The organism is uncultured Candidatus Kuenenia sp., from assembly GCF_900696675.1.
Taxonomy (GTDB): Bacteria; Planctomycetota; Brocadiia; order Brocadiales; family Brocadiaceae; genus Kuenenia; species Kuenenia stuttgartiensis_A.
In genome coordinates, this window is the sequence record NZ_CAADGZ010000002.1 from 37,172 (window position 1) to 62,141 (window position 24,970).

Sequence of the window (24,970 nt, forward strand, 5' to 3'; positions counted from 1 at the left end):
GGTTTATCGTTTTTGAAGGAACCAATTGAGTATCTCATCCTGCCTTACGATAACCTCTTCGCCCGTTTCCATTATTTTTACCTTAACATTACCCCTTTCCAATTCATCAGGCCCCAGCACCAGAACGTATTTTACCCCCAGTTTATTTGCAACACGCATTTGTGCCTTCGGACTCCTCCCTTCATAATCCAGATCCGCGGAAATACCGGACTTTCTCAAAAGGTTGAGCAGGTAAAAGCAATGCTTTTTGATCTCCTTGTCGATAGAAACGATGTAAACCGTTGGCGCAGGCTCGTTAATTTCGAGATGAACAGGCTGTTTTTTTTTGTTTAATACATTTTGCATCGCAAGAATAGTTGCCTCCATTCCTATCGCAAACCCGACAGCACCGATGGAAGGCCCTCCCATATCGGCGATCAGATTGTCGTACCTCCCGCCGGCGCAGATTGCATCGCGGGCACCTAATGAAGAATGGGTAATTTCGAAAACCGTTTTCGTATAGTAATCCAACCCTCTCACAAGATGCGCATCCGCAATATAAGGGATGCCTATTCCCACCAAGGCTTCTCTGACGCTATTTGCATGAATACGGCATTCTTCACAGAGATAGTCATTCACAGGCGGCAGTTGATGTGTTACTTCCTTGCATTTTTCATTCTTGCAATCAAGTATACGAAATACATTCCTGTGAAGCCGTGATTGGCAAAGTTCGCATAATGCAGTCTCGCGCTCGCAGAGGATGTCCTTTATGATATTTCTGAATACCGGCCTGCATTCATTACAACCTATTGAATTGATCTTCACATTGTAACCTTTCAACCCGATACGCTCAAAAATCCTCACTGCAACACCAATCGTTTCTACGTCGAGTAATGGGTCGTTTGCGCCAACCGCTTCTATCCCCATCTGGTGGAACTGGCGAAGTCTGCCTGCCTGAGGGCGTTCTTTCCTGAATTGCGGACCGATGTAATAGTACTTTTGAAATTTTTTTGTTTTGTGCAGTTCATATTCCAGATATGCCCGCATAACAGGCGCGGTATTTTCAGGACGCAATGTTATGCTCGAATCTTCACTGTCTGAAAAGGTATACATCTCTTTTTCCACAATATCAGTCGCCTCGCCTATGCTTCTTACAAAAAGGCGCGTGTCTTCAAAAACCGGGGTGCGGATTTCATAGTATCCGCATAATTCGAACTCCTGACGGCCCGCCTCCTCCAGTTTCTTCCACAAATCCCAATTGCCTGGCAAAACATCTTCAGTGCCTCTGGGGGCTTTAAATACATATCCTGATTTCTTATCGGTTTCTACGTTCATGTTTCATTCTCAACGTTTATAAATTTTCGTAAACAATCAATTCTTTGCTTTTATCAAAGCTTTCTTATACTGTATTTCAATACGGGTAAAACTTTGCCTTCTTCATATATCACCAAAGATGATTTAACGCAAGTCCCTTTCCATATACAGCGCTTCATACTGAAAACTCACGGGCATTTTATTCGCCGGATTCCCGTGTATCACTATCGTCATGTTTTATGAAAAACTACCGCATTCAAAGATCTCACAACAGATAAAAAACTTCTTTAATCTTCTCCTGATCTGTAGAAATCCGTACTACTATCCATCAACTTCTTGTTTTTTATGCTAGTTTTTCAAACTACACAACCGTAAGACATTGATTAGATGAGGCTTACGTAAAGTTTTGAGTATTGGGTTTTTTGTCATTTGAACTTGTTTCATATTTCGACATTCGTATTTCGAATTTGGTTGCGGCCAAAGGCCGCGCCAAGTAATCTGTGGATTATTTATTTTCACTTCACTCTGTGACTTTTAGGCCATGGATGTTTCATTTTACTTTGCGATTGTAAAAATGCAAGCGAAAGCTGTTTCGGTCACTCTACCGGTCATTCAGTGGTATTGAATATATCGTTTGATCCAATCACCGTATGATCGTTCTTTATGGATGGATATAATAATGCTTAAGCCTCATTATATCTTTCGCTTCATCTGGCAACCTCCCCCTTTTTTGTTTGACATCTTTTTCTCCTATCCTACAATGTATAAGAAATAAAATTATAAAGTAATTTTTTAAAAACTACGCGACAATTTTACCTGATAATAGTGTTTTTCTCAAGCCATCAGGGCAATTGATTGTGATAATCAATGGTCCTGTTTCAAAATATTGTGAGTCAAATACTGTTAAAATATAAACGGAGGAAGTAACGATGACAGCTTATTTACGTAATCTCCCGATTGAAGAGAGGATAAGACTGGTTGAGGATATCTGGGATAGCATTGCTACTGATCAAGCGGCATTGCCATTAACCGATGAACAAAAAGAGGAACTTGACCGACGCTTGAATGCTTACGAATCGGAACGACTTAAAGGCCGCTTAGCCGGTGAAGCAATATCTGACATTAGGAAACGATTGTGAGTCTTAAGGTTTATCTTCGACCAGAAGCTGAAGCAGATATTGAAGATGCTGCGACGTGGTATGATAGGCAACGTAAAGGTCTTGGCCAAGAGTTTCTTGATGACGTTCTTGTTGCATTAGATACAATCTCAGAAAATCCGAATATTTACCCCGTAGTGCATAGGCAAAGTCGCCGTGCTGTAGTGCGCCGATTTCCTTTTGGGATATTTTATCGAGTCGATGAAGACTCGGTTGTGGTACTTGCCGTTATGCATGGCAGTCGTCATCCACGGCACTGGAAAAAAAGAACATAACAAGGCAAATTCGGCCGACGCCAAAAAGCGGCGCGGCTGATTTGCGACGTTGGCTGAAAACCTATAAAAGGAGGAAAGTAAAACATATATGAATATTCCAGATACAGAAAAAAAGATTAAACAGCACATTTCAAGTTATAAAAGCTCCTTGAATAAAGAAAAGAAAACTTATGGTTCAATCAATGACGGTGCTGGTAAAAGATATTTGCTTTTCTGTCTTTATTTTTTACTCGGTGATCCGAAAAAATCATCGACATACATTGAATGGTACGAGAATGAATTCCCAGATGATAGCGGAGAACCGATTCAAATATTATGTTGGGCAATTATGCTGTATCAAATGGGTAAAACTGGTGAAGCAAAAATCAAATTAGCTGAATTAATGCTTTCAAATTTATACTTTATACCAAAAATCATTGGTATAGAGATACCTGAATACAACATGTGGCACTCTTCAAACGACTGCGAAAGCGATTATTTTGAATATACCCCCTCGCAAATCCTTGACAATTTGTCCGTTACAGAAATCAAATGGATCTCACAACTCTATAACTCTTCAGAATTCATAAAGATCAGAAACCGATATGTTGAAATCTTCACTGTACTTAAAGACGTTAAGGATGTCGCATGTAGACGGGTTTTACTTGAAGAATCCTATCAATTGCTGAGTATATTAACGTGATTCAGCTAACAAAAAAATGCACTTGGCCGGAACTAGCAGCGCGTTTTTTTCTTTAACACACCGGGGCCGGCCAGTGATTTTAACCGTTAGACAGGCAGGCCATCTATGGGATTTACGCTCGACAAAGTCGTACCGTGGGGGCGTTCGTATGACGAATACATCCGCATGTTCGGCCTCACAGAGGGCGATCTGGAGCTTCGTGTTCTCGGCTGCGGTGATGGCCCTGCCGCATTCAATTCCGCACTGAGCAAGTGCGGTAGTAACGTCGTCTCAGTCGATCCGATCTATGTTTTTGACACTGCGCAGATTAGAAGCCGCGTCTCTGATACTTATGAAGCCGTGATGACACAAATGCGCAAGAACAAAAACGACTACGTTTGGGGGGGGAGCTATTCCGTCAGTGGAACAACCCGGGAATGTTCGCATGTCAGCAATGGAAATTTTCCTTGCTGACTTCGAAACAGGAAAACAGGAAGGCCGATACATTGCAGGGGAGTTGCCGTCGTTACCTTTCAAAAGCGGACAATTCGACATCGCCTTATCGTCTCATTTTCTATTTTTGTACAGCGCCCACTTATCGGCGGAGTTTCATCTTCAGGCTCTTCAAGAAATGTTGCGTGTTGCTCGCGAAGTACGTGTGTTTCCACTGCTTGCGCTCGATAGCACGCCATCGCCCCACCTTGATTTTGTGAGCAAACATCTTGAGAATCACGGCTTCGGCGTTGAGGTCAAGCGTGTACCTTACGAGTTTCAGCGAGGTGGCAATGAAATGCTGGCTATTAAACCTGTGTATAACCCTGTATTCGAGAGAGACTGCGCAAAAGCGCACAGCTCCTCAATTTGAACATTATGGCCCTAAAATAATAAAAATAAAATGGAAATCATTAAAGATTACCAGAATCGAAATATAAGATTTACTGGTGACAGAAAAGACCATATTGAACAAGATCATCCTGAAATGCTAAATCAATATGATAAAATAAAGGACTCACTTAAAAGTCCTTTCATGATCGTAAGATCGAAAACGGATAATGAAGTAGAGTTGTTTTATAAAAAATACTCCAGAACCCCTGTAACCGAAAAATATCTCTGTGTTGTCATAAAATCATGGATTGATGACTCATTTATTATTACTGCATACTTTACATATACAATAAAAAAGGGAGAAATATTATGGGAAGAGAAATAAAAGTATGGTACGACCAGGAAGGGGATTACCTTGAAGTGTTGTTTGATAGGAAAGAAGGTTTTTTTAAAGAAACCGAGAATGATGCTGTTATGGAAAAAGTAGATAAGACTGGAGAAGTTATTGGTTTTTCAATATTAAAAGTAAGCGCTTTAAAGGCACAAAAACCCATTTCCTTAATTCTTAAACCTGATTATCAAAAAAGACTATAACAAATAGTTCTACCTAACCTGCTAGATATTTGCGATTTTTCAAAGTCAAAATTGTAAATAATATTTTTAATAGTTCTTTACTTCTTTACTGCAGGAAGCTGGTAACACTTTAGTTTTTTGAAAAATGTATTACCTATAAGCTCCGTAGGAGCGACCTGTCTCTTGTAAATCCATATTAAACAGGTCTGCCTGAATACGGACAGGCCGCTCCTGCGGAGCTATTTACTCTATTGAATTTTATTGTGCTACAAACAGACCGCCCCTGACTGGGCTACATGGTATTTTTTCTATACCGTGAATTTTTCAAAAAACTAAAATGTTACGAAAAAGTGGATAAATCTTGCATACAGGTGCATTCCTGATTTTTTGTAACTTCCGCTATGTTTTAATGAAACGTTGCAGTAGTGTTAACCCTGACAGGGTTTGAAACCCTGTCAGGGTTGTTTCGTCCTGACCTCATCATTAACGGTTACAAAAAAACGGGAATGCTCCCAGTGTTACCCTTTTTCTACCATTCCATGGTTTGCCGGAGTTCTTCTATCTCTATAACCGGTTCGGGGTTTTTCATGCCTTCTCCGGTTTCGGTTTCTGGTTTCGGTTTTATTTTTTCCTGAGTATCGAATTGCATCTCAAAGAGCTTTTTGTACAGTCCATTATTCGCAAGAAGTTCCTGATGAAGACCTGCCTCGACGATCCTTCCATTTTCCAAAACAACAATCCTGTCTGCATGGAGAATTGTTGATAATCTGTGGGCAATAATGAATGTTGTTCTGTTTTTTACCAACCGGTAGATGGCATTCTGGATGAGCTGTTCCGTTTCCGTATCTACGGAGGAAGTAGCTTCGTCCAGGATCAGTATTCTTGGATTTGCAAGGATGGCCCGCGCGATTGCGATGCGTTGTTTCTGTCCCCCTGAAAGTTTTACCCCACGCTCTCCTATAATGGAATCGTAACCATTCGGGAGCTGCATGATAAACTCGTGCGCATTTGCAGCTTTCGCAGCATATTCAACGTCTCTATCCGATGCGTCCGATCTTGCGTAAGCAATGTTTGTTCTTACCGTGTCGTTAAAAAGAAAGGTTTCCTGAAGCACCATCGCCATTTGTTTTCGCAGAGAATGCAGGGTGACGTTTTTAATATTATACCCATCAATAAATATGTCCCCCTTTACCGGATCATAAAACCGTGGCAGCAGTTTGGTCAGCGTGGTCTTTCCGCTCCCGCTCGGCCCTACAAAGGCAATCATCTGGCCAGGGCATGCAGTTATATTAATGTCCGTTAACACCTCTTTGTCCTTCCCGTACATAAAGTGTACATGTTTGAATTCCACAAATCCCTGTACCACCGGCAATGGCCGGGCATCCGGAGCGTCTTGCAATTCTACGGGCGTATCAAGCGCTTCGAAAACACGTTCGGTTGATGCAATGGCGCGCTGCACCTGATTATAAAACCGCGTCAGCCCGGTAATAGGACCATACATCATTTGCAGGTAGGGAAAGAAAATAACAAACGTTCCCGCAGAAAGCTGCCCCTGCAACACCTTGTATCCTCCCAGACAGATAACAGCCACTGCGCCGGTTTCCGTTATGAAATCAACCGCCGGCCGCAGGGTATTCACAAGCCTCAGAATCCGGACGTGAAGAAAGTAGTTCTCGTAGTTTTTGTGCTTAAAACGTTCCAGTTCTTCCGTCTCTTTCGCGAAACCCGCTATAACACGAATGCCGGATATATTGTCCTGAATAAGTGCGTTGAGATCGCCGGTCTTTTCACGTAACAAGCGGAAAACCCTTCTGATTCTTTTCCCGAAATTATAGGTACAGAGTGAAATAAAAGGGCATACAAACAAAACGATGCAGGTAAGATGCCAATCCAGTTTCATGCAAAAATAAATAATCCAGAAGAATTTGAACATATCGGTAATGAACGTAATCACCGGACCCACAATCGCCTGTTCCAGTGAATTCACATCGTTCATAATTCTGCTCATAATGTCGCCGGTTTTGTTATTTTCGAAATAACTCAGGGGGAATTGCTGGATATGGCCGTAAAGCTGATTCCGCATGTCATACACAAGCCGCTGCCCAAGCTCTGAGGTAATATACCCATGCGCCAGTGATATACAACTGCTTATTGCGTGCAACACGAGAAAACCCGAAGCAAGGAATACGAGCGTAACCATAATGGCATTATGCTCCAGAAACCAATGGTTATGAATATATCCGGACATTTTCAGCAACGGTTTTGCCATGGGAATGGAATATTTCTTTTTAATAACCGGTTCATCGCCAGGCGTGTTTGCATTTTGTGCGGATAGAGACAACGCATGCGTTGTCTCTACATTCCTATTCGCATGGCGGTCTGCCATTCTTATTTCGTCAACCGCTATTCCCAATATTTGAATAGGCAACACGGCAACAAAAGCGCTGATTATTGAAAGCAGCAGAATGACAATCACCCGCCGCCAATATGGCTTCAGGTAGCATAACAATCTTACGTATGTGCCTTTTGAATGGAAATCTTTTTTCATAGACAGCTATTATAAGCAAAAAATATCCTTTTGCGTAACACTTTAGTTTTTTGGAATTGCTATACATATTTTCGTGCAACATGGGTGGCACGGACAAACTCTGTTTGTCCGTGTGGGGATTGGATACAGGCTCAGTTCAATATTCAATGTTCAATGCACATGAGCGGCAATCTGAGAATTGAATATTGAACATTTTGTAACACTTCTTATTCGTACCTGAGCGCTTCGATAGGATTCAGCCTTGATGCCTTTCTTGCGGGATAGTATCCAAAAAAGATACCTACTATATTGGAGAAGAGAAATGCTATTGCCACTGGCAATGGGGTGAGCATCGAAGGCCATCCACCGTAGACTGAAATAGCCTTTGAAAAGACAATGCCGGAGATTACCCCAATAATTCCGCCGATGGAACTCAATACTGTCGCCTCTATCAGAAATTGAAGAAGGATATCCCTTTCCTTCGCCCCAACCGCCATCCTGATGCCTATTTCCCTCGTTCTTTCGGTGGTGGAGACAAGCATGATATTCATTATCCCGATACCTCCCACAACTAAAGAAACAGACGCGATACTCCCCAGCAGTATGGTCATTGTGCGGCTGGTTTCCGTCATTGTAGATGCATATTCAACCTGGCTGATAATCCGGAAGTCATCTTCATCCCCAGCCCGCAGCCGGTGGCGCTCTCGCAACAGATCGGTAATCTGCCCGATAGCCCTGAAACGTCCCGTCGCGGTATACGAAGAAGCAAGGATAGCGCTGACATGTGTAACGCCCATAATCTTTCTCTGAACGGTGGTATACGGCATAAGCACGGTATCGTCCTGGTCTGTACCCATCGGAGACTGCCCTTTCGCCTTTAATACACCAATTACTTTGAACGGGATATTGTTAATGCGTATCCACCTGCCCACCGGGTCGAGAGACCCGAATAAATTCCCGACAACCGTTTGCCCCAATACGCATACCTTTGCCATTATCTTGACGTCCTGCGATCTGATAAACCTGCCTGCCTCCAGCTCCCAGTTCCGTATAATCTGATAATCCGGGTGAATGCCTACAATGCTTGTTGACCAGTTTTGGTTTCCATATACCACCTGGGAAGCCGTTCGTAAATTCGCCGATACATGGCTTACCTCCCGGCATTCCTTCGCTATTGCCGCTACGTCTTCCGCAGTGAGGGTAATGGTTCCTTCCGTTCCCCTGGCGGCGGTGTGAGAAGTGCTGACAGGGATAATAATGAGTACGTTTGTGCCCAGGCTTTCTATTTGTTTCTCAATCAAGTCCTTAGCACCCTGTCCAATACCTACCATGACAATTACCGCCCCCACCCCGATAACAATACCAAGTATTGTAAGTGAGGAGCGTAATTTATTCCTTAATATGGCGCGTAACGCTATTTTTAACAAAGGCGGCATGCCGCAAAAAACCTTTCATTAAGTTGCTCTTCGTATTAAAACATAGGAAATTTCGCCATTAAATACATAGTGCGGCAAAGCCGTGACCAAAGAGAGTTTAACCACCTTGTCATTGCGAGGTTGCTTCGGAAAAGACCCTCGCAATGACATGCTGTGACCCTTGTAATGACATGCTGGATCCCTCGCAATGACAAGCTTGGACACCTTGTAATGACATGCTTTTGTCAATGCGAACTGTCCCCGGTTTGTCATTGCGAGGGTCTTTTCCGAAGCAACCTCGCAGTAAACACGCTCTTAACCACGTAGCAGCCCTTCGGAGTGAGAGATAAAGCCAGAGTGAAAGTCTCACTTTCACTTTTGACTTGAGTGGTTAATCTTCTTCTATTGTTACGGGTATTTTTTTCTTCAGATTGTTCGATTTAAACATAACTTTTGCTTTGCCTCTTTTGTTGGCGGTTATCGCAAAGACAGCCTCTCCGTTTGCATCCGTAGTTTCTTTCCTGGATGACAGGTGTAATGACCGCTTGCCCTTTGTCACCTTTGCTTTAATACTGGCGCCTTCTACAAGGCAGTTATCATTTCCTGTGATTTTCACATATACGTCCTTGCCTTCTCCAACAAATAATGAAATTTTATCAGGTGAAACCTGCATGGAATCAGCCTTGCACCCTTCTTTTGGTGTTGGTGTAGGCGTAAGTGTGGGAGTTGGAGTTGTTTTTGGAGTAGGGCTTGCAGTTATGTCTGGGGTAAGGGTTGGAGTTGGAGTTGGGGTTGTATCGTTACTGCTGTAAGAAAACAATCCGATTGCCGTGCCTGCCAGAATATCGTCAAATATCAATACGTTAACATCTTCATGTGAATCGTTGCAGGACGAGCCAAAAATAGTCCATGTAACGCCGCCGTCTGCGGTTTCATAAATACAATTACCCACTGCAGCATATGCATTGTTCGCATCGGAAGGGTTTACCGTAACAGAGGTGAAATCTGTGGATGTTGCGGAAGTAGGGGTTACCGTTTGCCATGCCCATGTAGAACTGCCCGACGGTTTCTCTCCTTTATAAACGCCCCCTTTTGTTGCAATATAAACTGTTACATCCCCGGAGATGGTAGTTCCGTCTATGGACGTTACAACTTCATTATCAATATTTGTTCCGGTAGATGGAGTCCAGAAACTATTGGTTAAGCATACGGAAAGCCTCCAGCGAAGTCCTGTTTCCGCACTGTTTTCCCCGCCAACTCCAGCCCAGACTTCACTGTCAGTTACCCAAAGTGTGTTGACCGGAAAATCAATAGTTGCGCCAGTGCTGTTTATGGTATCGGCAGTCCAGGTAGCGCCGTCATCGTCACTATAAAATATTCCCCCGTTTGCGCCGGTTTCCCAGTTTGTGCCTGCAATGTATATCCTGTTGCAGACGGAAGGCACAAAACCAATTGCGGTAATATTTGAATGATCCGGGCGTGTAGAACCAAACTCGCTGGTATGATCTTCTGCCTGGAATACCTTTGCCCATGCCGGTGAAGTGGATGTGCCTGTTGTTGTCACATAAACCCTTCCCGCATTATTGCCTACGAATACTATTGAGGGGTCATTTGGATTTATGGTTACTTCCGTTACCGGAGGCCCGTCAGTCTCAGGAAACATAGGAAAAATCCAGTCTGAAGAACTTGCTGTTGATGAGGAATCTGTGGGGTCGAAATTGACTGCCCTGCCGACGCCGCTTTTTGAGGCAATCCATAGTTCTTTATGGGTGGAAGAGTATTCATAGAAATCGATATCATTTAAGACAACGCCTTCTATTCCATTGTTATTTCCAATTTCCGAGACGGCTGTCCATGTGCCTGAATTATAATTAAGCTCTCCAATAGCCCAGTCAGTTGCCATGTAAATGTTGGTTGTATCATTGGGGTTAATATCTAATGCCCCATCATTAACATGGGTATCTACGGTATATGAACCAACCGTTGAGGAAAGGATAGGCGCATGAGACCATGAACCGGATGCACCGTCCAATACAGAAGCGCTGATAAAGACACGGTTGTTATTAAATCTAATATATTGAGGGAATCCTCCCGGAAAATTATCAGCGCCGGAACTCTCAAAATCCCATGAAGAAGTCCAGGGGGAGTCCCCGGTTGTTGTCTTATAAACCTGCGGGTTTGCTGAACCGCCTGCGATGAAAATAGTGTTAACGTCTGTAGGGTCTACGCCGATTATTTCAACCTCAACGGAACCTGAACCGGACGCAGGGCTTGTCGGCAGTGTAAGCGCCGTTGCAATTAAAGGCGAACCGTCCAATTTGTATGGCGTTACAACGCTACCGCCGGTTCTTACCATAACAAACATAGTATCCGCATCATAGACAGAAAGAGAGGTGATTTCAGAACCGGAGCCAAAAGAATACAGCAAGGTAAAAGAATTGCTAGTTCCGCCGGTATTTCTGTAAACATCTCCCTGATAAGTGCCGGCGTATAAGCCTGAACTATGGGCAGTTAATACCCCAGGAGCAGAAATAAAGGTTGCAATATTCCCCCAGCTTCCATAACTACCACCGCTGTCGCTTGCATATATTTGTGAGGCGCCGGTACTGTCGCTGATGATCGCATAAATATCATTTTCATAGCCGGAGACAAGGTTTGTTTCAATCTCTGAACACTTGCCGGTGATATCGGGATAAGTGACCGCTTCCCATGAAGAAGAAGTACTCGTATTCCATTTGTATACCCCTTTGATGCTATCAATACCAATAAGAATTTCCGTTGTGCCTGAATTATCATATGATGTAATATCCTGTACCTGAGCGCCATATATGCCTAGGTTTACTTTTTCCACGCCGGCAGCAAAGGCAAAATGGGTACATATAATTAAGGTAAATAAAAAAGAAACACCGAACATAGACATACATTTTTTCATATTTTTTTCCCTTCCTTTATTTTTGTGAATAATCACATAAAAACTCGTTATAGAATATAAAGCACATGGCAGAGATTGTAACGATTAATGCAGAAAAGTATATGATATACGTCACATTTACACCCAAAAAAAACTAAATTGTTACGAATAATTGGGTTTGTATTTTCTTCTCGTCGATGGCCTTTACTTTGATGTGACGCAGAGCGTAGGAACGAGAAGGTGTAAAAACAGAGATCATGCCACTTCCATCACGCAATGGCAAGGCACGCCTTGCCACTACACATCATGCCCATTATTGGTTCTGGATTGACTGCAAATGCATGGCGTTCAGCTTAGGCCGCTGCGTTTTCTTATCCACCAATCAAAGGACACGATTGATATAATGATCACAAAAACGTACCCTTTGTCCCAGAGCGAAATTTGCTTTTTTCCGACAAGTTTTGTAATGGGCGGATTTTCTATGGAAATTTTTCCCCTGATATCCTTTTGGGGCAAACTGAAATATTTTCCCCCGGAAACCTCCGCCAGTTTCATAAGCAATTCCCTTTGGATCGAAGTGTCCTTAAATTCTTTATCCGTTTTCATAATATTAAACACGGTATGTTCCTGCCCGATCTCCCCGCTGTCATTTTTTGCAATTGTTTTGATAATATAAAACCCTTCCTCTTCGTATTTAAAATTAAAGGTATATTGTCCATCGCTCCCGGTCATTCCTTTGTTAACGAAAATGCTTTTGCCGGTAAATTCATTTGTTACGTCTATCTCCAATTGCACCCCTTCCCATGGCTGGTAGCTTTTTTCCAAAACCTTTATATTTACTTGTACTTCTTCCTGCGGAAGGAACGTGTCCTTGTTTATCGTTATGTGGATTGGATTGAACAGGGGGTCTTTAATAAGCCATTTGATGGTATTTTGCCAGAATTTCATATAATATCTGTTGCTGCCCCCTCTCCCCACTGATAGAAAATTCCATCGCCAAAGGGAATCGGCGGTAATAGCCATGCATCTTCCCTCCCCGACATCGCGAACAGCAATGAGTGGAGGCTCTCCCTGTGATGGATATGTGGCCAATACTACAGCGTCAGCCTTTGGTTGTGTCGTAATATTACAGCCATCAAGTTCCGGGAGATTTTCCCATATGGAGAGGTTTCTGTCGTTATTTATATCAAGGGTTGTCACTGGGTGTCGTTGTCCGTTTTCTGTAAGAGCTGCGCGTAATCCGGCTGTTTCCGTAAGGTCTTTGCCGGACGTAAGGTAAACCGGCAGAATTTCTTCTATAGAGGTGCCGTCATACCCTCCCTGTGTAAAAGACAAGTCCCCCCCCATCATGAGAAAGCCGCCGCCATGGTCCTTTACGAATGTTTCAATGTTGCTTAAATAGTAAGAAAACCGGTATATCGGGGAATCGTAAGGGCGGTAGTCAAAGTTTTGAAATATCACCAGGTCAAAACTGTTAAGTACCTCTGTGAAGAGTTCGTCCACGGGGAAGGGAATAAGGCTGAGTTCATCATTGCTTGCGTTGGAAATATCATTCGGCGTCCGCAGGATGAAAAAAGAAACAAGGTCAATGTTCGGGTCGTTCTTCAGCGCTTGTCTCAAAAAACGTTCGTCCCATGAGGGCCTTCCGCAAACATGCATTACCCTGATCTTGTCCCGCACTATCTTAACAAGAAAGCTTACCTGATTATTTTCAGTAATTGCTTCCTTCGGCTGAACGGGAATCGATACGGTATAAAGAAAGGTTCCTGTTTTGTATGGAGTAAATGAGAGGGTGACGTTGTATTCACCTTCTTCATTGGCAGTGATAACCTTTGTAGAAATAATGTCGCTCCCTTCTTTAAGCGTAACGGGTAGTTTCAGGTTGTTGTATCCCATCACCTTTATCGTGGCGTCTACCTTCCATGGGTTTCGCGCAAAAGTAAATGTGTTGTAGGAAATGCTGCTTAAAGCAACATCTCTTGCCTCCATATTCTCTGCGGGTGCAAAGGTAAAAAAGGGGGAAGAAAATTCTCTTGCAATGCCTGCTATAACCTCCGAGGCATTTACATTCGCCGGGCGTTCCACCGTGTCTTTCCCGTCTGAAAAAAGGAAAAAAGCCTTCACATTATCGTCTTTGTAACGTTGTTGTAAATATTTCAGAGTTTGCGCAAAATCCGTATCTTCTCCATCTGGAGTAATACCCGTCCTGATATCTTTATAGGAGGTTTCCGTTGGGATATCGGAAAAAGTGAAGAAATTTACGTCAAAAGAACTTTGCAGTTCCTTGAAAAAAGCATCATTCTCCGTAAAAAAATTATCAAGCAACTGTGCCCGGGTAACCGCAATATCTCCGCATTTAAGAGACATGCTTTTCGAAGCATCGAGAAGGCAAACCACCTTATTTTTCAGCTTCAATACCTCTTTTTGCTCCAGGTGTGGTTGAAAAAGGAGAAGGACTATCAGCAGGGTTCCTGCCAGCCGTAAAGAAAATAAGAGTATGCGCCGGGAAACAGGCCGGATATTTTTGATGCTCGACCATGAAAAAAAGAGAATCGCTATTGCAATTATAAACACCATCGCACGGAGGCCAAAACCTTCAAGCCCGGTAAAAATTAGGTTCCATTGGGTAACATTTTCCATGCGTGTCATTATACTATCAATTCGCTTTTATTGTAAAATGTTTTCGATGAAAAAGAGATTTGCCGTCGATAATAATGAAACATAGTGGGGAGGGCTTTGTGCTTATCAGTAATATCTTTGCATTTTTGTCAAAATATTTAATGGTGAAATAAGATACTCGTGAAATTCGAAATACGAAGTAGGAAACAAATTCTAATGACAAAATGATTTGAAATTCTAAACAAGCGCCATTTATGATCAATAAGCAGTCTCGGTTAATCCCTTGGGATCTTATTGAGTTTCGCAAGAAAAGACTCCGCTACGCTCCTGGACTTGATCAGGACGGAGGCCTCGTGGTTTTTATTCAAGGCGCTGTACGTCCAGTTTGTACTACCAAGAATGGTGACGTAATTATCGATAACCAGTATTTTGCTATGAGTGATATTTTTAACACTGTCGTAAAAAACAGGAACACCCTTTTCTTTGAGAAACTCGTATGCCTTCGGACTCTTTTTTTCCACCGTTTTGCCCTTGGCTCCTTTTTCCCAGAAGGCAATGTTTTTTTCAAATATTACCGTTACGGCTACGCCTCGTTTATGAGCGTCGACAAGCCCATCCAGCAGTTGATATTCCTTGCTTTTCGGGTATTTCGGGTTGATGTTTGCAGAGTACATAACGCAAAAAATGGAGTTTTTGGCGTCTTTCATCGCCCTGTGTACGTGAAAATAGTACTCCTGGTCCACCAGAGGAACAACATCATCTGCCGGCAACGCAAATAAAATGGAGGGACAAAAAGTACAGGTGAAAAATATAATTACAATGAATAAATATTTCATACAGGAGTCCTTTTTACAATCCACAGTCGGCAATCTACAGTCTACAATTTCCACCCACTGCACCCCCGCCAGCGGGGGACAAAGGATTGCCGGCTGCTTATTGCTGATTGCCGACTGTAGACCGCCGACTGCTTATTGAGTAGTTAATTATTAAGTTTGCCAAAAACATCCGACCGCTCAATCCTTTCTATCTGTACCGGCACAATGGAATTTTTCAGTGTATCAGGGCCATCGAAGAGCACCTTTATATATCTCTCCGTATATCCACATAATTTATTCGTCTTCGCATCTCTTTCCCATTCAACAAGTACTTCGCCAATATGATTAAGAAATTGTTTTTTGTACGCATATGACAGCGTGTCGGCATGCGCCTTCAGCAGGTCTTTCCTTTGTGTGATACTCGGTGAAGCACAGTGGTTTTGCATACTTGCGGCAGGCGTCCCTTTTCTTATGCTAAACGGGAATATATGCATGCGGCTGTAGCCTGCCTTCGTGCAAAAATCAACAGTATTTTGAAAGTGCCTCTCCGTTTCCCCCGGGAAACCGACCATGACATCCGTAGTAATGGCGGGTAATTTGATGTTTGAGCGAATAATGTCCAGAATTTCCTGATAGTAAGCAGCAGTGTATTTCCGGTTCATTCTTTTGAGAATCAGGTCATCGCCGCTTTGTAATGGAATGTGAAGGTGGGGGCATATGGTTTTTCTCTCTGCAATGAGGTGCATGAGTTCCGGAGTTATTTCGTTTACTTCAATAGAACTTAATCGGATCCTTCCCAAACCGGAAAATTCGCTCAACCTTTCAAGAATTTTTACAAGTGAAATGCCGTCAGACATTTCTTTGCCATAGGCGCCAAGGTGAATTCCCGTGAGTACGATTTCTTTGTAGCCATTATGGATAAGGCGTTTTGCCTCGTCATGAATATCCTGCAATTTCCTGCTCTTGATTGCGCCGCGAACATAAGGAATGATGCAATATGAGCAGTACATGTCACAACCGTCTTCTATTTTCAAAAATGCCCTGGTATGCCCATGAAAACGGCTGATATTCAGGCGGTAAATCGAATCTTTTTGGAACGTATTGTTTTGTAAAAGGTATGGCGGTAATGAAGTGATTTGCGGGATACAAGGATCATCGTTTCCGACGATGATTTCTGCCAGGGATGATTCATCTGCCTTTGTAATGACATGGCTAACGCCGTCGATTTTCTTTATTGCCGCGGCGTCTGATTCCGCATAACAGCCGGTGACGACAATGGAGGACTTCGGGCTTTTCTTCTTCAGGCGTTTTATATAATTACGGGATTTCTCATCGCTTGCAGAAGTTACCGTACATGTATTGATTACATAAACATCTGCCGCCATTTCAGGGGATATTTCCATAAATCCCTTTGCGATAAGGGATTCCCGAAGCGCCTGTGTTTCATACTGATTTACCTTGCAGCCGAAGGTTATAAAAGCGCACGTCTTTGAATGGTTTGCAATCATGTAACATTGGTTTCCCGCTATAAATGCAGCGCGAAAAGTCTCTCTCTTTCTTGCATTAATGTAACTATTCAGCATAAACGATACACGGCTCGTTCCCAAACAGATACTTCACTATGTTCAGTACAAGGTTTGGGAACGAGTTGCGCTCTGATCTCCGGTAGTTTAATAAATTACGCTGAATAGTTACATATATTCATTATCTTTAACTGTCAAAATACATTTTTTTGTAACACTTTGGTTTTTTGAAAAATTCCAATAATCATAGTGGGGGGCGAAGCATTTGCTACAAATTGTCTTAATTCGTTCATACCCAAACGGGCAAATGCTTCGCCCCCTGCTTTTTCAAAAACTAAAGCGTCACGTTATTTCACTATTGAATTGATGAATGAGTCGGCAATTCCAATGGAAATTTCTATCTCTTTAATCAGGGATAGGACTTCATCTTCAAACAGGGCAAGCTCATCCTGCAAAGAAACAATCGACTGTGTATTAAGATTATGTTTCAAATACAGCACCTGGTCACGGAAATTGATGAGTACCGGGTCCATTTTTCTCTCAATATATTTCATGGAATTTATAAGATGCTCATATTGGCCTCTTTTCTGCGCTAATTTTTCCTGGCTATCTTGCCTGAGCGAATTACTTACATAATGCTCTAACTCCATTTCCCACTCATTGAAAAAAGCTTCTGCTACTTTTTCTATCGATTTAATATGTGAACTTAGCAACAATGATTTATCACGGCATCTCTCATATTCTTTATTCAACGTATTATATTTTTGCTCATACGTGCTGCCTTCAGCATCAGCAAACGACCTGGATCCAACCAGTGCAGATTTGAATTGTTCCTCTGTCTCTTCAAGAATATTTCTTGTATCTTTTACCCGATTTGTAAATATATCCCTTTTGTGGTAACCAACCCTTTCCATTGTTTTATAATATGTAGTCTGACAGCCGGAAAAATTCAGTAAAACAAAAAACAGAAAAGTTAAGGAATATATACAGCCTACGTTCAAACGGTTCATATTTTCTCTCCTTCCGTCAAGCGCCGTATTTGGCATTTTACTCAAATTGCTTTACAGGCGGTGAATAGGTAAATTAATATACAGGCCGTGCGGATTTAGCCTGTGGAATAGATCGGTTGTCCGTATTAAACCTGTGCGATGTTGTGTAGCATATTCCCCGGTAAATATTTCTTTTGCCAAAAGGCATTCGTAACATCGACTAATATTATCCAAGGAATCCCCTCACCTTTCCAGCGGAAATAATGTTTTCAGAAACGGTTTCCTCTTTTTTTGAAAGCAGGGCATTGATGATTTGGGTGGTATATTCGCTATGCAGGAGATTTTCTACATAGTTTGTCACGCCCAATGCTTTTTCAATATCCTTTGCAATTTTTGGAGATATTAGTTTTTTAACGTCTTCATTGTAGTAGGACGCAGCTATCGAAATATCTTCAAAGAAACCGGGATACGCTGTTTTAAGAAATGAGAGGTCTTTCCCGGTGAGGGCGTGCAGCCCTAACAATTCAGGCGGTAATCCAATCGAATACAAGGCGGCGCAAAAAGATATTACCCTTGGCAGGGTAATCCCCTCCACGTTTCTTGAATACCCAAAGAGCCCGATATGCAGCTTGCGCATCCTTCTCCTGGGAACAAACCGCGCTATATCACCGATCAAAGGTGCAAGCTCCTTGATTTGCTCCCGGTAAGCGGACGATAATCTTTTCGTAATATCCAATGCGGTTTCTTCGTCAATTACCACCGGCGGCTTTCTTTCCTGATTATTGATTGTTTCAACAGCCTTTCTGACTACTTCCTCATCGTAGTCATACTTAAAGGCAGATTGTATGGTAAACGTCTGAACGCTCGGGTATTCATTGAGGCATTCTTTCACGTTAAACGGCGTCATGTTTCCCCGAAAAAGGTTGGAGCCTACGCCAAGAATGGGATATATCGGAATTTTAAGCTTTTCCTGCAACAGGTTTAATCTTTGCAAGGCGATTTTTACCACCAGTACGGCAGGCAGAAAACCGTAGTTCAGCGCGGGATCAGAACGTCCGAGGAAAACTCGCTGATAGGGAAAGTTTTTATCTTTCAAATAATCCTGTACTATGGCATCGGCAGAAAGCATATATTGGACATCTTCAACCAGGGGAATAACCTCTATAGTCTCCGGCATAAACTCGCCAATCCATTCCCTGATGGTAATATCTCCGCTGAAACATTTCTTATACTGTTTGCCCACCACAAAATCATGATAATAATGATATACGCGGTTTATGATATCAGCGTTGGTCGTCATGGGAATAATAACTTCAAAAATAGGCGGCACCGCGCCATCTCCGTAAAATATCCTGGCGGTATCGTAGGAACGCGGGGCGCTTTCCAGGGTTTCAAGAAGTATTTTTGCCTCACTCATCTCATACGCCGGATTCGGCGCGCGCAAGGTAATAAACAGATCCTTGCCAATCCTCTTGTTTTTGAAAAAATTTTCATACCGCGTGAGCAACTTCTTGATGACAAATTCATCCACTTCCTTCCCTTCGCAATCCCACATCTGTTCATCACATCGCAAATGAGAAAACACATAATATGCCTCTTTTATTTCATCTTCGCCATGAAAAGGGGCTCCCTCCGTAAAAAACGGCATTATTACATTGTCGGGATGCTGCGTACTCATTGTTCTCGGTATTTTTCTCATTTTTGTGGCCTTTCAGGACAAATTTAGGTATCCGGTAACTTTCTAACCCGAACGAATCAAAAAAATGGTAACACTTTAGTTTTTTGAAACCGTAGGGGCGAAGCATTTGCTTGTTTGTGTATGAATGCATTTATGATAATTTACAACAAATGCTTCGCCCCTATACTATGCGGCAAACATCGCTGTTGTTGGAATTTTTCAAAAAACTAAAGTGTTGCCAATTTGTGAACCCGTAATGTATAAAATACCCCAGGTTCCCTCTAAAAAGAGGGGATATAAGGGGTGTGTTTTAATACGAATGCAAAGATGTACAGCCGTGCGTCTTTACTCTAAAATAATGTTTCGGGGTTATTAAGGGCAGCCGTTCTGTGATTTTTGACCAAGGAATCATATCATTTTCCCTCTGCAATGGCAATGCCTTCTCTTAAATTCCCAACATGGAAAAGCCGGAACCAGGCTGGTACAAAAGATGAAAGATGCGTTTGTTTAGCATATCATAATATTTTGTCATTAGAATTTGTTTCGGACTCCACAATGCTCTTTAGCGGAAATCTGGTTTTTTGAAACTTGAAATTGTCCTTTTTAGTGCGACGAACTTCGTCGCACTACATGAATTTGGCGCCGGGGATTTGGCTTATTGGGTAGGTTTGTGTATTGAAGGAATATAATGCCTGAGTATTTTGCACCTTCAGAAAATAGTAATAAAGAGAAACACAGCTTATCAAAACATCTGCATCAAACGGCAATGTTTGCGGAATACTTTGCATGTCACAAAAACTACAAACAAATTTTCAAGATAGCAGCGTTGTTGCATGACCTTGGCAAGTATCAACAGGCATTTCAGGACTATCTCACAAACGGCGGGAAACGCGGCAGTGTGCCTCATGTTTCATGGGGTGCCCGGTTATGCACTACTTTGTAGAATCATTGAGGCATCAATTGCAATTGACGGGCATCATAAGGGCTTGCCGGACAAGTCAGCGTGGAAGAGTGATACCGAGCCTTTCAATCGAGGAGAAGTCTCTGGATTTGAAAAGATTAAACGGGATTTTATTCGTTATCCTTGCCAAATAGTCCTTCCTTACATAAACATCATAGACCAGACCTCTGTGGCAGAGCTGCTTTATGATCTGGGAACACTGGCGCGGATTGCCCATCTCCCGTTGCAATACAAAGAGGCGTTGATTTTGGCGAAAGACAGGAATATTCCGATTCCTGAAGCGGAGCAGAAAATATTGGACTGAACACGTGCGGAAGTAGTGGCATATCTGCTCGGGCTTTGGGGTATAGCCGGCGCAATTGTTGAGGCGCTTGCGTTGATAAATGATATGTATCCGGTTCATTACTGCTGGAAACAGGTGCGGTAATGGAGATGAATTTCGATTATATAACTGAAATGGGCGCGTTCCCGATTTAAAGTAAAGTAGGGGCGAAGCATTTGCTGCAAATTGTTATAACTGCATTCATATACAACCGTAGAGACAGGTTTTAAACCTGTCTCTACAACTCCTTTGGCATTTATTATTCCTTTTTATGTGTATGTAGCCGGCGGTACACATTATATAGTTATTATTATTTATCTCCCCTTTACCAATAATGACTGTACTCTGGTTATTCCTTTCCCTAACTCAACCGGATAGCCGGCTTCATGGAGGCCTTTCTCAAGTGCAGAAATCGCCAGAATAATATCAAAATCGTTAACATAGCCCATGTGGCCTATGCGTATCATCTTTCCCTTTAAGGAGTCCTGCCCTCCGGTAAAAGTAACGCCTGTTTCATCCCTTAATTTTTTAATAATTTTATCAACATCGACGCCTTCCGGCGCCTTTATGGCAGTCAAAACATTGCTTGAACTATTCCCGGCAAAGAGTTCCAATCCTAATGCCTTCACACCTTCCCTGGTGGCATTTGCGAGACGTTCATGCCTTGCCCACACATTCTCAATGCCTTCTTTTTTAATCATCTCCATTGCAGTCTTCATTGCCATAACGAGTGATACTGCAGGGGTAAATGGCGTTGTTTTGTTTTTAAGATTTTTGCGCATCTTCCTAAAATCCCAGTAATATCTGGGTAAATCCCCTTTTTCAACAGCCTCCCATGCCCCGCTGTTTACGCAAACAAATGCCAGCCCAGGCGGCAACATGCACCCCTTCTGCGAACCGGTTACCGCTACATCAACATTCCATTCGTCCATAAGAAATTTATGAACACCGATGCCGGTAATAGCGTCCACTACTATCAGTGCACTGTATTTTTTCACAATCTGTGAAATGGCCTTTATATCGTGCAGCGCACCTGTCGATGTTTCGCTTTGTGTTGCAAAAACTACCTTTATTTCACTGTTTTTCTTAAGAATTTCTTCCACCCTGGAAGGTTCTACCCCTTTTCCATACTCCACACTAACGACCTCTGTTTCAATGCCGAAACACTTGCATAGCTCCACCCAACGTTCTCCGAATTTGCCAGAGGTAATTACCAGTGCTTTATCACCTTTCGACAGGACGTTGGCAACGCACGCCTCCATTGCGCCGGTGCCGGAGGACATTAACGTATAAACCTCTCCTGTTTTTGTTTGAAACAGATACTTTAAATCCTCACTCAATTCGTAAAATATTTGGGAAAATTGTGGTGTTCTGTGGTGTATCATTGGTTGCGCTTCAGCGAGCGAAACCTCAGGCGGTACCATTGTAGGTCCTGGGGTAAACAGATAGTTTTTCTTCATAAAAAAATTCCTTTCTCAGGATATCTTGTTGTCCGATAAATAAGGTCTTCGAAAGATGAATAATAAGAATTTGTACATTTATTGCAATGGACGCAAGGGCAAAGCCTGATTGTCTATGCTATTGATAAGCCCGGGCAATCTCACTGGAAAACAGGGTTTATCCGCTCCACCCTAAGCACAAAAAAGGATGTTATATGAAAATAATACTTGTTGCAATGTTACAAATAAATTCATACCCGAACGGTCAATGCTTCGTCACTACATCTATTAGGAACGATACCTTCTTTAATTATTTCTTTTGTTGCAGCTTTAATTGTTTATTGTACAAAGAAAAATAATTTTTTGCTTTTTCTTCCATCCCTTTTGCCGCATAAACATTGCCTAAATTATTATATGCTTCGATATTGTCCGGATTTGCCATAAGTGAAATTTCAAAGGCATTAATTGCCTCGTCATATTGTTTTTTCTTTAGATAATTTAACCCTAAATTGTATTGTGCCTTTGCATTACCGGAGTTGCATTCAACGGTTTTGTTATAATATGCGAGCGCTTCATCAATCTGCCCCATGTTTTCATACAGAAAGGCAATATTAAATAATGTTTCTTCATGATAAGGATTAATTCCCAAAGCCTTATTATATTCCACCAATGCTTCCTTATTTGATCCTTTCATTGTATAGACCAGTCCCAGATTAGAATAGGTTATCGCCAGATTGGGGTCCAGTTCAATGCGTTTTTTAAGCACCTTAACTGCTTCGTCATATTTGCCGCTTTTCGCGTATGAAATACCCAACAAAGAATATGCAACCTTATAATCAGGATTCATTTCAATCGTTTTCTTAAGATATTCAATGGCAGGTTCATATTCTTCCATATCAAAATATACGGTACCAATTTTAAAATATGCTTGTGGTTGATTGGGGTTTATTTTCAGGACTTTTTGAAATAGCTCTATTGCCTCACTATCCATTCTTTTATCTGCATACACTTCGCCAAGACTAATACAGGTATCAATATTATCCGGGTCTGTCGCGAGTGATTTCCTGAATAATTCAATTGCTTCATTATGTAGTCCGTATTTTGCATATTCTACACCTTGTAAATATTGTTCGTGGGCCATGTTACTCCGGTAAGGCATTTGGTCTTTTACGGAGGATGCATAAACTAAAGAATATTGAAAAGCACCGGCTAAAAGTATTGCCGGCAAATAATACGTTGCGGTTGATTTGAAAAAACGAAGAAAATTCACACAAACACCCCTTCTCTTTTAAAAGAGTAAAACTCCAGATAAATTTAAGACGGAATTTATTATATTTGTAATTAGCTATTTATTCAACGTTATCTTTTTATGTGATTCTTCATTCAGGTGGGTTAAAATGAACGGTGTCGGTGAAATCCAATGATTGGTAACATTTTAGCTTTTTGAAAAATTCACGGGATAGAAAAAAGACTCTGGAGATGCAGGGTATCGCGCTTGTAGTGATGCAATACCTGCTACTTATAAGAGATCATTTGCTTTAAATAGGCAAAATTGAAATATTTAAACCAATATAAAAACACTCCATCTCAAACCTCCATGCGATGTTGAAACAACCATGACAGGGTTAATTATCACTCTTTTGAATTTTAACGTTAAAATCTATATTTTAAACCTCTTTTTACCCGTCTAAGGTTCTGTCCCCATCTTTTTAAAAACAATTATTCTTATGGTATTTATTATATAATTATCTATTTAAAATAAACCGTAATCTTATTATGTTGATTGTTAAAATATGTGTTATTTTTCAATAAACATTTATAAAATAAAGACTTATATCCTTTTTTTTATTGTAAAATACCTGTGTTTTACCTACATATAAAAATTATATATTAAACTTAAAAATAAAAAGATATCGTTTGGGTGTAAATTATCTACATATTAATAAACAATAAATTTACACCATAAATTAGAGTTTTTGATAACACTTTATTTTTTTTAAATCTCATTTTAATTAGTGCCTTTTTTTAAATCTGTGCAATATGTAGTTCCCCTTTCGCATTTCTTGTTTGGTTATGGCTTGGCTATGCCAGTTCAGAAAAGGTATCTTGAAATACCTTCCTTAAAATATATAGGGTTTATTTTAAAATGGTCTAAAAAGGGTTTTTCATCGCAGGTATTTCCTTCCAGCAACATTGTTATTTGATCTTTTGTTACGGGAAAGGCAGGTATCCAATCAAACATTTCAGCCAAAGTGTTCATAATCCAGACTGGAATATGAATTTTATAGGGAGGTAAACAAAGTACCTTTCCGATAATATTAATAATGTCATTAAATTCAATTTTTTCTGGTCCTCCTACTTCATACGATTTTCCAAACGTGTCTCTTCTTTCTATCGAGTCAACAAACGCGGCAACGACATTTTCAACGGCTACCGGTTGCAGTTTATATTTACCATCTCCGATTACGGGGATAAACTGCTGAATTTTTAGCATACCTGCAAATGTGTTAACGAACTTATCTTCCTTACCAAATATGATAGATGGACGGAAAATAGTATAATTAAGCCCGCTTTTCCTTATACACTCTTCCGCCAGGAATTTTGTTTGTTGATACAGCGTCTTTCCTTCCTGCTTTGCCCCTAAAGCGCTCATTTGTATAAATCTGTCAACACCTTGTTTTTTCGCTTCTCTTATGAGGTTGTGCGTACCTTCATAGTGAAGTTTTTCAAAAGTAACCCCTTTTCCCGGTATTTCCCTGATAATACCAACAATATTAATTACTGCTTCACAATCAGCTATAGCGTTTTTAAGACAAGGCGGATCTGTAATATCTCCGTTTACAACTTCTATCTGGTTGATATATTGTCCCAATTTATGTTCAGAGCCTTTTCTTACCAGGCATTTTACTTTATATTTATTTTCAATGAGTTTGTTTAATAACTGTTTTCCGACAAAACCAGTGCTGCCCGTCAAAAAGATTTTCATA

Annotated in this window: 20 protein-coding genes; 8 read left to right on the forward strand and 12 right to left on the reverse strand. The window is 41.5% G+C overall.

Translation table 11 applies throughout. From position 1 onward, the window contains the following. Window positions 1-3: 3 nt before the first annotated feature. Window positions 4-1,314: a histidine--tRNA ligase gene (hisS, locus tag QZT26_RS00635; RefSeq protein ID WP_099325053.1), complete on the reverse strand. Its 1,311-nt coding sequence runs from the start codon at window positions 1,312-1,314 to the stop codon at window positions 4-6. Window positions 1,315-2,222: 908 nt separating this feature from the next. On the opposite strand from hisS, the gene QZT26_RS00640 reads away from it, so the two are divergent. From QZT26_RS00640 to QZT26_RS00670, 7 genes are all read left to right on the forward strand, one after another. Next, entirely contained in the window at window positions 2,223-2,432 is a 210-nt protein-coding gene (locus QZT26_RS00640; protein WP_099325052.1) for an addiction module protein, read from the forward strand. Further along, window positions 2,429-2,725, forward strand: a complete 297-nt coding sequence (locus tag QZT26_RS00645) for a type II toxin-antitoxin system RelE/ParE family toxin (protein WP_099325051.1) — start codon at window positions 2,429-2,431, stop codon at window positions 2,723-2,725. Before QZT26_RS00640 ends, QZT26_RS00645 begins: the two co-directional genes overlap by 4 nt. Before the next feature lie 88 nt (window positions 2,726-2,813). Beyond that, window positions 2,814-3,407, forward strand: a complete 594-nt coding sequence (locus QZT26_RS00650; protein WP_164994398.1) for a hypothetical protein — start codon at window positions 2,814-2,816, stop codon at window positions 3,405-3,407. A 105-nt stretch (window positions 3,408-3,512) separates the two neighbouring features. Then, entirely contained in the window at window positions 3,513-3,860 is a 348-nt protein-coding gene (locus tag QZT26_RS00655; RefSeq protein ID WP_205713354.1) for a hypothetical protein, read from the forward strand. After that, a complete protein-coding gene (locus QZT26_RS00660; protein WP_295100014.1) occupies window positions 3,832-4,251 on the forward strand; it encodes a hypothetical protein in 420 nt (139 codons plus the stop codon). The genes QZT26_RS00655 and QZT26_RS00660 overlap by 29 nt, the downstream gene beginning before the upstream one ends. A 30-nt stretch (window positions 4,252-4,281) precedes the next feature. After that, window positions 4,282-4,596 carry a hypothetical protein gene (locus QZT26_RS00665; protein ID WP_295100015.1) on the forward strand — a complete coding sequence of 105 codons (315 nt, stop codon included), beginning with the start codon at window positions 4,282-4,284 and terminating at the stop codon, window positions 4,594-4,596. After that, window positions 4,581-4,805, forward strand: a complete 225-nt coding sequence (locus QZT26_RS00670) for a DUF2283 domain-containing protein (protein ID WP_295100016.1) — start codon at window positions 4,581-4,583, stop codon at window positions 4,803-4,805. The genes QZT26_RS00665 and QZT26_RS00670 overlap by 16 nt, the downstream gene beginning before the upstream one ends. A gap of 508 nt (window positions 4,806-5,313) precedes the next feature. Here the strand turns inward: QZT26_RS00670 and QZT26_RS00675 are convergent. The 8 genes from QZT26_RS00675 to ppcA all read right to left on the reverse strand — a co-directional run bounded on the left by QZT26_RS00675 (window position 5,314) and on the right by ppcA (window position 19,282). Further along, the gene (locus QZT26_RS00675) at window positions 5,314-7,332 is read right to left on the reverse strand and encodes an ABC transporter ATP-binding protein (protein ID WP_295100017.1); all 2,019 of its coding nucleotides are present in this window, start codon (window positions 7,330-7,332) and stop codon (window positions 5,314-5,316) included. A gap of 206 nt (window positions 7,333-7,538) precedes the next feature. Continuing rightward, the gene (locus tag QZT26_RS00680) at window positions 7,539-8,747 is read right to left on the reverse strand and encodes an ABC transporter permease (protein WP_295100018.1); all 1,209 of its coding nucleotides are present in this window, start codon (window positions 8,745-8,747) and stop codon (window positions 7,539-7,541) included. Between the two features lie 370 nt (window positions 8,748-9,117). Beyond that, the gene (locus tag QZT26_RS00685; RefSeq protein ID WP_295100020.1) at window positions 9,118-11,658 is read right to left on the reverse strand and encodes a hypothetical protein; all 2,541 of its coding nucleotides are present in this window, start codon (window positions 11,656-11,658) and stop codon (window positions 9,118-9,120) included. A 327-nt stretch (window positions 11,659-11,985) separates the two neighbouring features. Beyond that, window positions 11,986-14,277, reverse strand: a complete 2,292-nt coding sequence (locus QZT26_RS00690; RefSeq protein WP_295100021.1) for a glutamine amidotransferase — start codon at window positions 14,275-14,277, stop codon at window positions 11,986-11,988. A 254-nt stretch (window positions 14,278-14,531) separates the two neighbouring features. Next, entirely contained in the window at window positions 14,532-15,092 is a 561-nt protein-coding gene (locus QZT26_RS00695) for a phospholipase D-like domain-containing protein (protein ID WP_164994401.1), read from the reverse strand. A gap of 143 nt (window positions 15,093-15,235) precedes the next feature. Continuing rightward, window positions 15,236-16,654, reverse strand: coding sequence for a tRNA (N(6)-L-threonylcarbamoyladenosine(37)-C(2))-methylthiotransferase MtaB (gene mtaB / locus QZT26_RS00700; protein WP_295100023.1), 1,419 nt, complete (start codon window positions 16,652-16,654; stop codon window positions 15,236-15,238). A 287-nt stretch (window positions 16,655-16,941) separates the two neighbouring features. After that, window positions 16,942-17,604, reverse strand: coding sequence for a DUF2959 family protein (locus QZT26_RS00705; protein WP_157820501.1), 663 nt, complete (start codon window positions 17,602-17,604; stop codon window positions 16,942-16,944). Between the two features lie 205 nt (window positions 17,605-17,809). Beyond that, a complete protein-coding gene (ppcA, locus tag QZT26_RS00710; RefSeq protein WP_099325039.1) occupies window positions 17,810-19,282 on the reverse strand; it encodes a phosphoenolpyruvate carboxylase in 1,473 nt (490 codons plus the stop codon). 812 nt (window positions 19,283-20,094) lie between these two features. On the opposite strand from ppcA, the gene QZT26_RS00715 reads away from it, so the two are divergent. After that, window positions 20,095-20,526 carry a hypothetical protein gene (locus tag QZT26_RS00715; RefSeq protein ID WP_164994255.1) on the forward strand — a complete coding sequence of 144 codons (432 nt, stop codon included), beginning with the start codon at window positions 20,095-20,097 and terminating at the stop codon, window positions 20,524-20,526. A 332-nt stretch (window positions 20,527-20,858) separates the two neighbouring features. On the opposite strand, the gene QZT26_RS00720 is transcribed toward QZT26_RS00715, so the two are convergent. The 3 genes from QZT26_RS00720 to QZT26_RS00730 form a co-directional block, all read right to left on the reverse strand. Next, on the reverse strand, window positions 20,859-22,004 hold the full coding sequence (locus tag QZT26_RS00720) for an alanine--glyoxylate aminotransferase family protein (RefSeq protein WP_099325035.1): 1,146 nt from the start codon (window positions 22,002-22,004) through the stop codon (window positions 20,859-20,861). A 289-nt stretch (window positions 22,005-22,293) separates the two neighbouring features. Beyond that, window positions 22,294-23,253 carry a tetratricopeptide repeat protein gene (locus QZT26_RS00725; protein ID WP_099325034.1) on the reverse strand — a complete coding sequence of 320 codons (960 nt, stop codon included), beginning with the start codon at window positions 23,251-23,253 and terminating at the stop codon, window positions 22,294-22,296. 822 nt (window positions 23,254-24,075) lie between these two features. After that, complete coding sequence (locus QZT26_RS00730) at window positions 24,076-24,969, reverse strand: complex I NDUFA9 subunit family protein (RefSeq protein ID WP_099325033.1); 894 nt, start codon at window positions 24,967-24,969, stop codon at window positions 24,076-24,078. Window position 24,970: the final 1 nt, after the last annotated feature.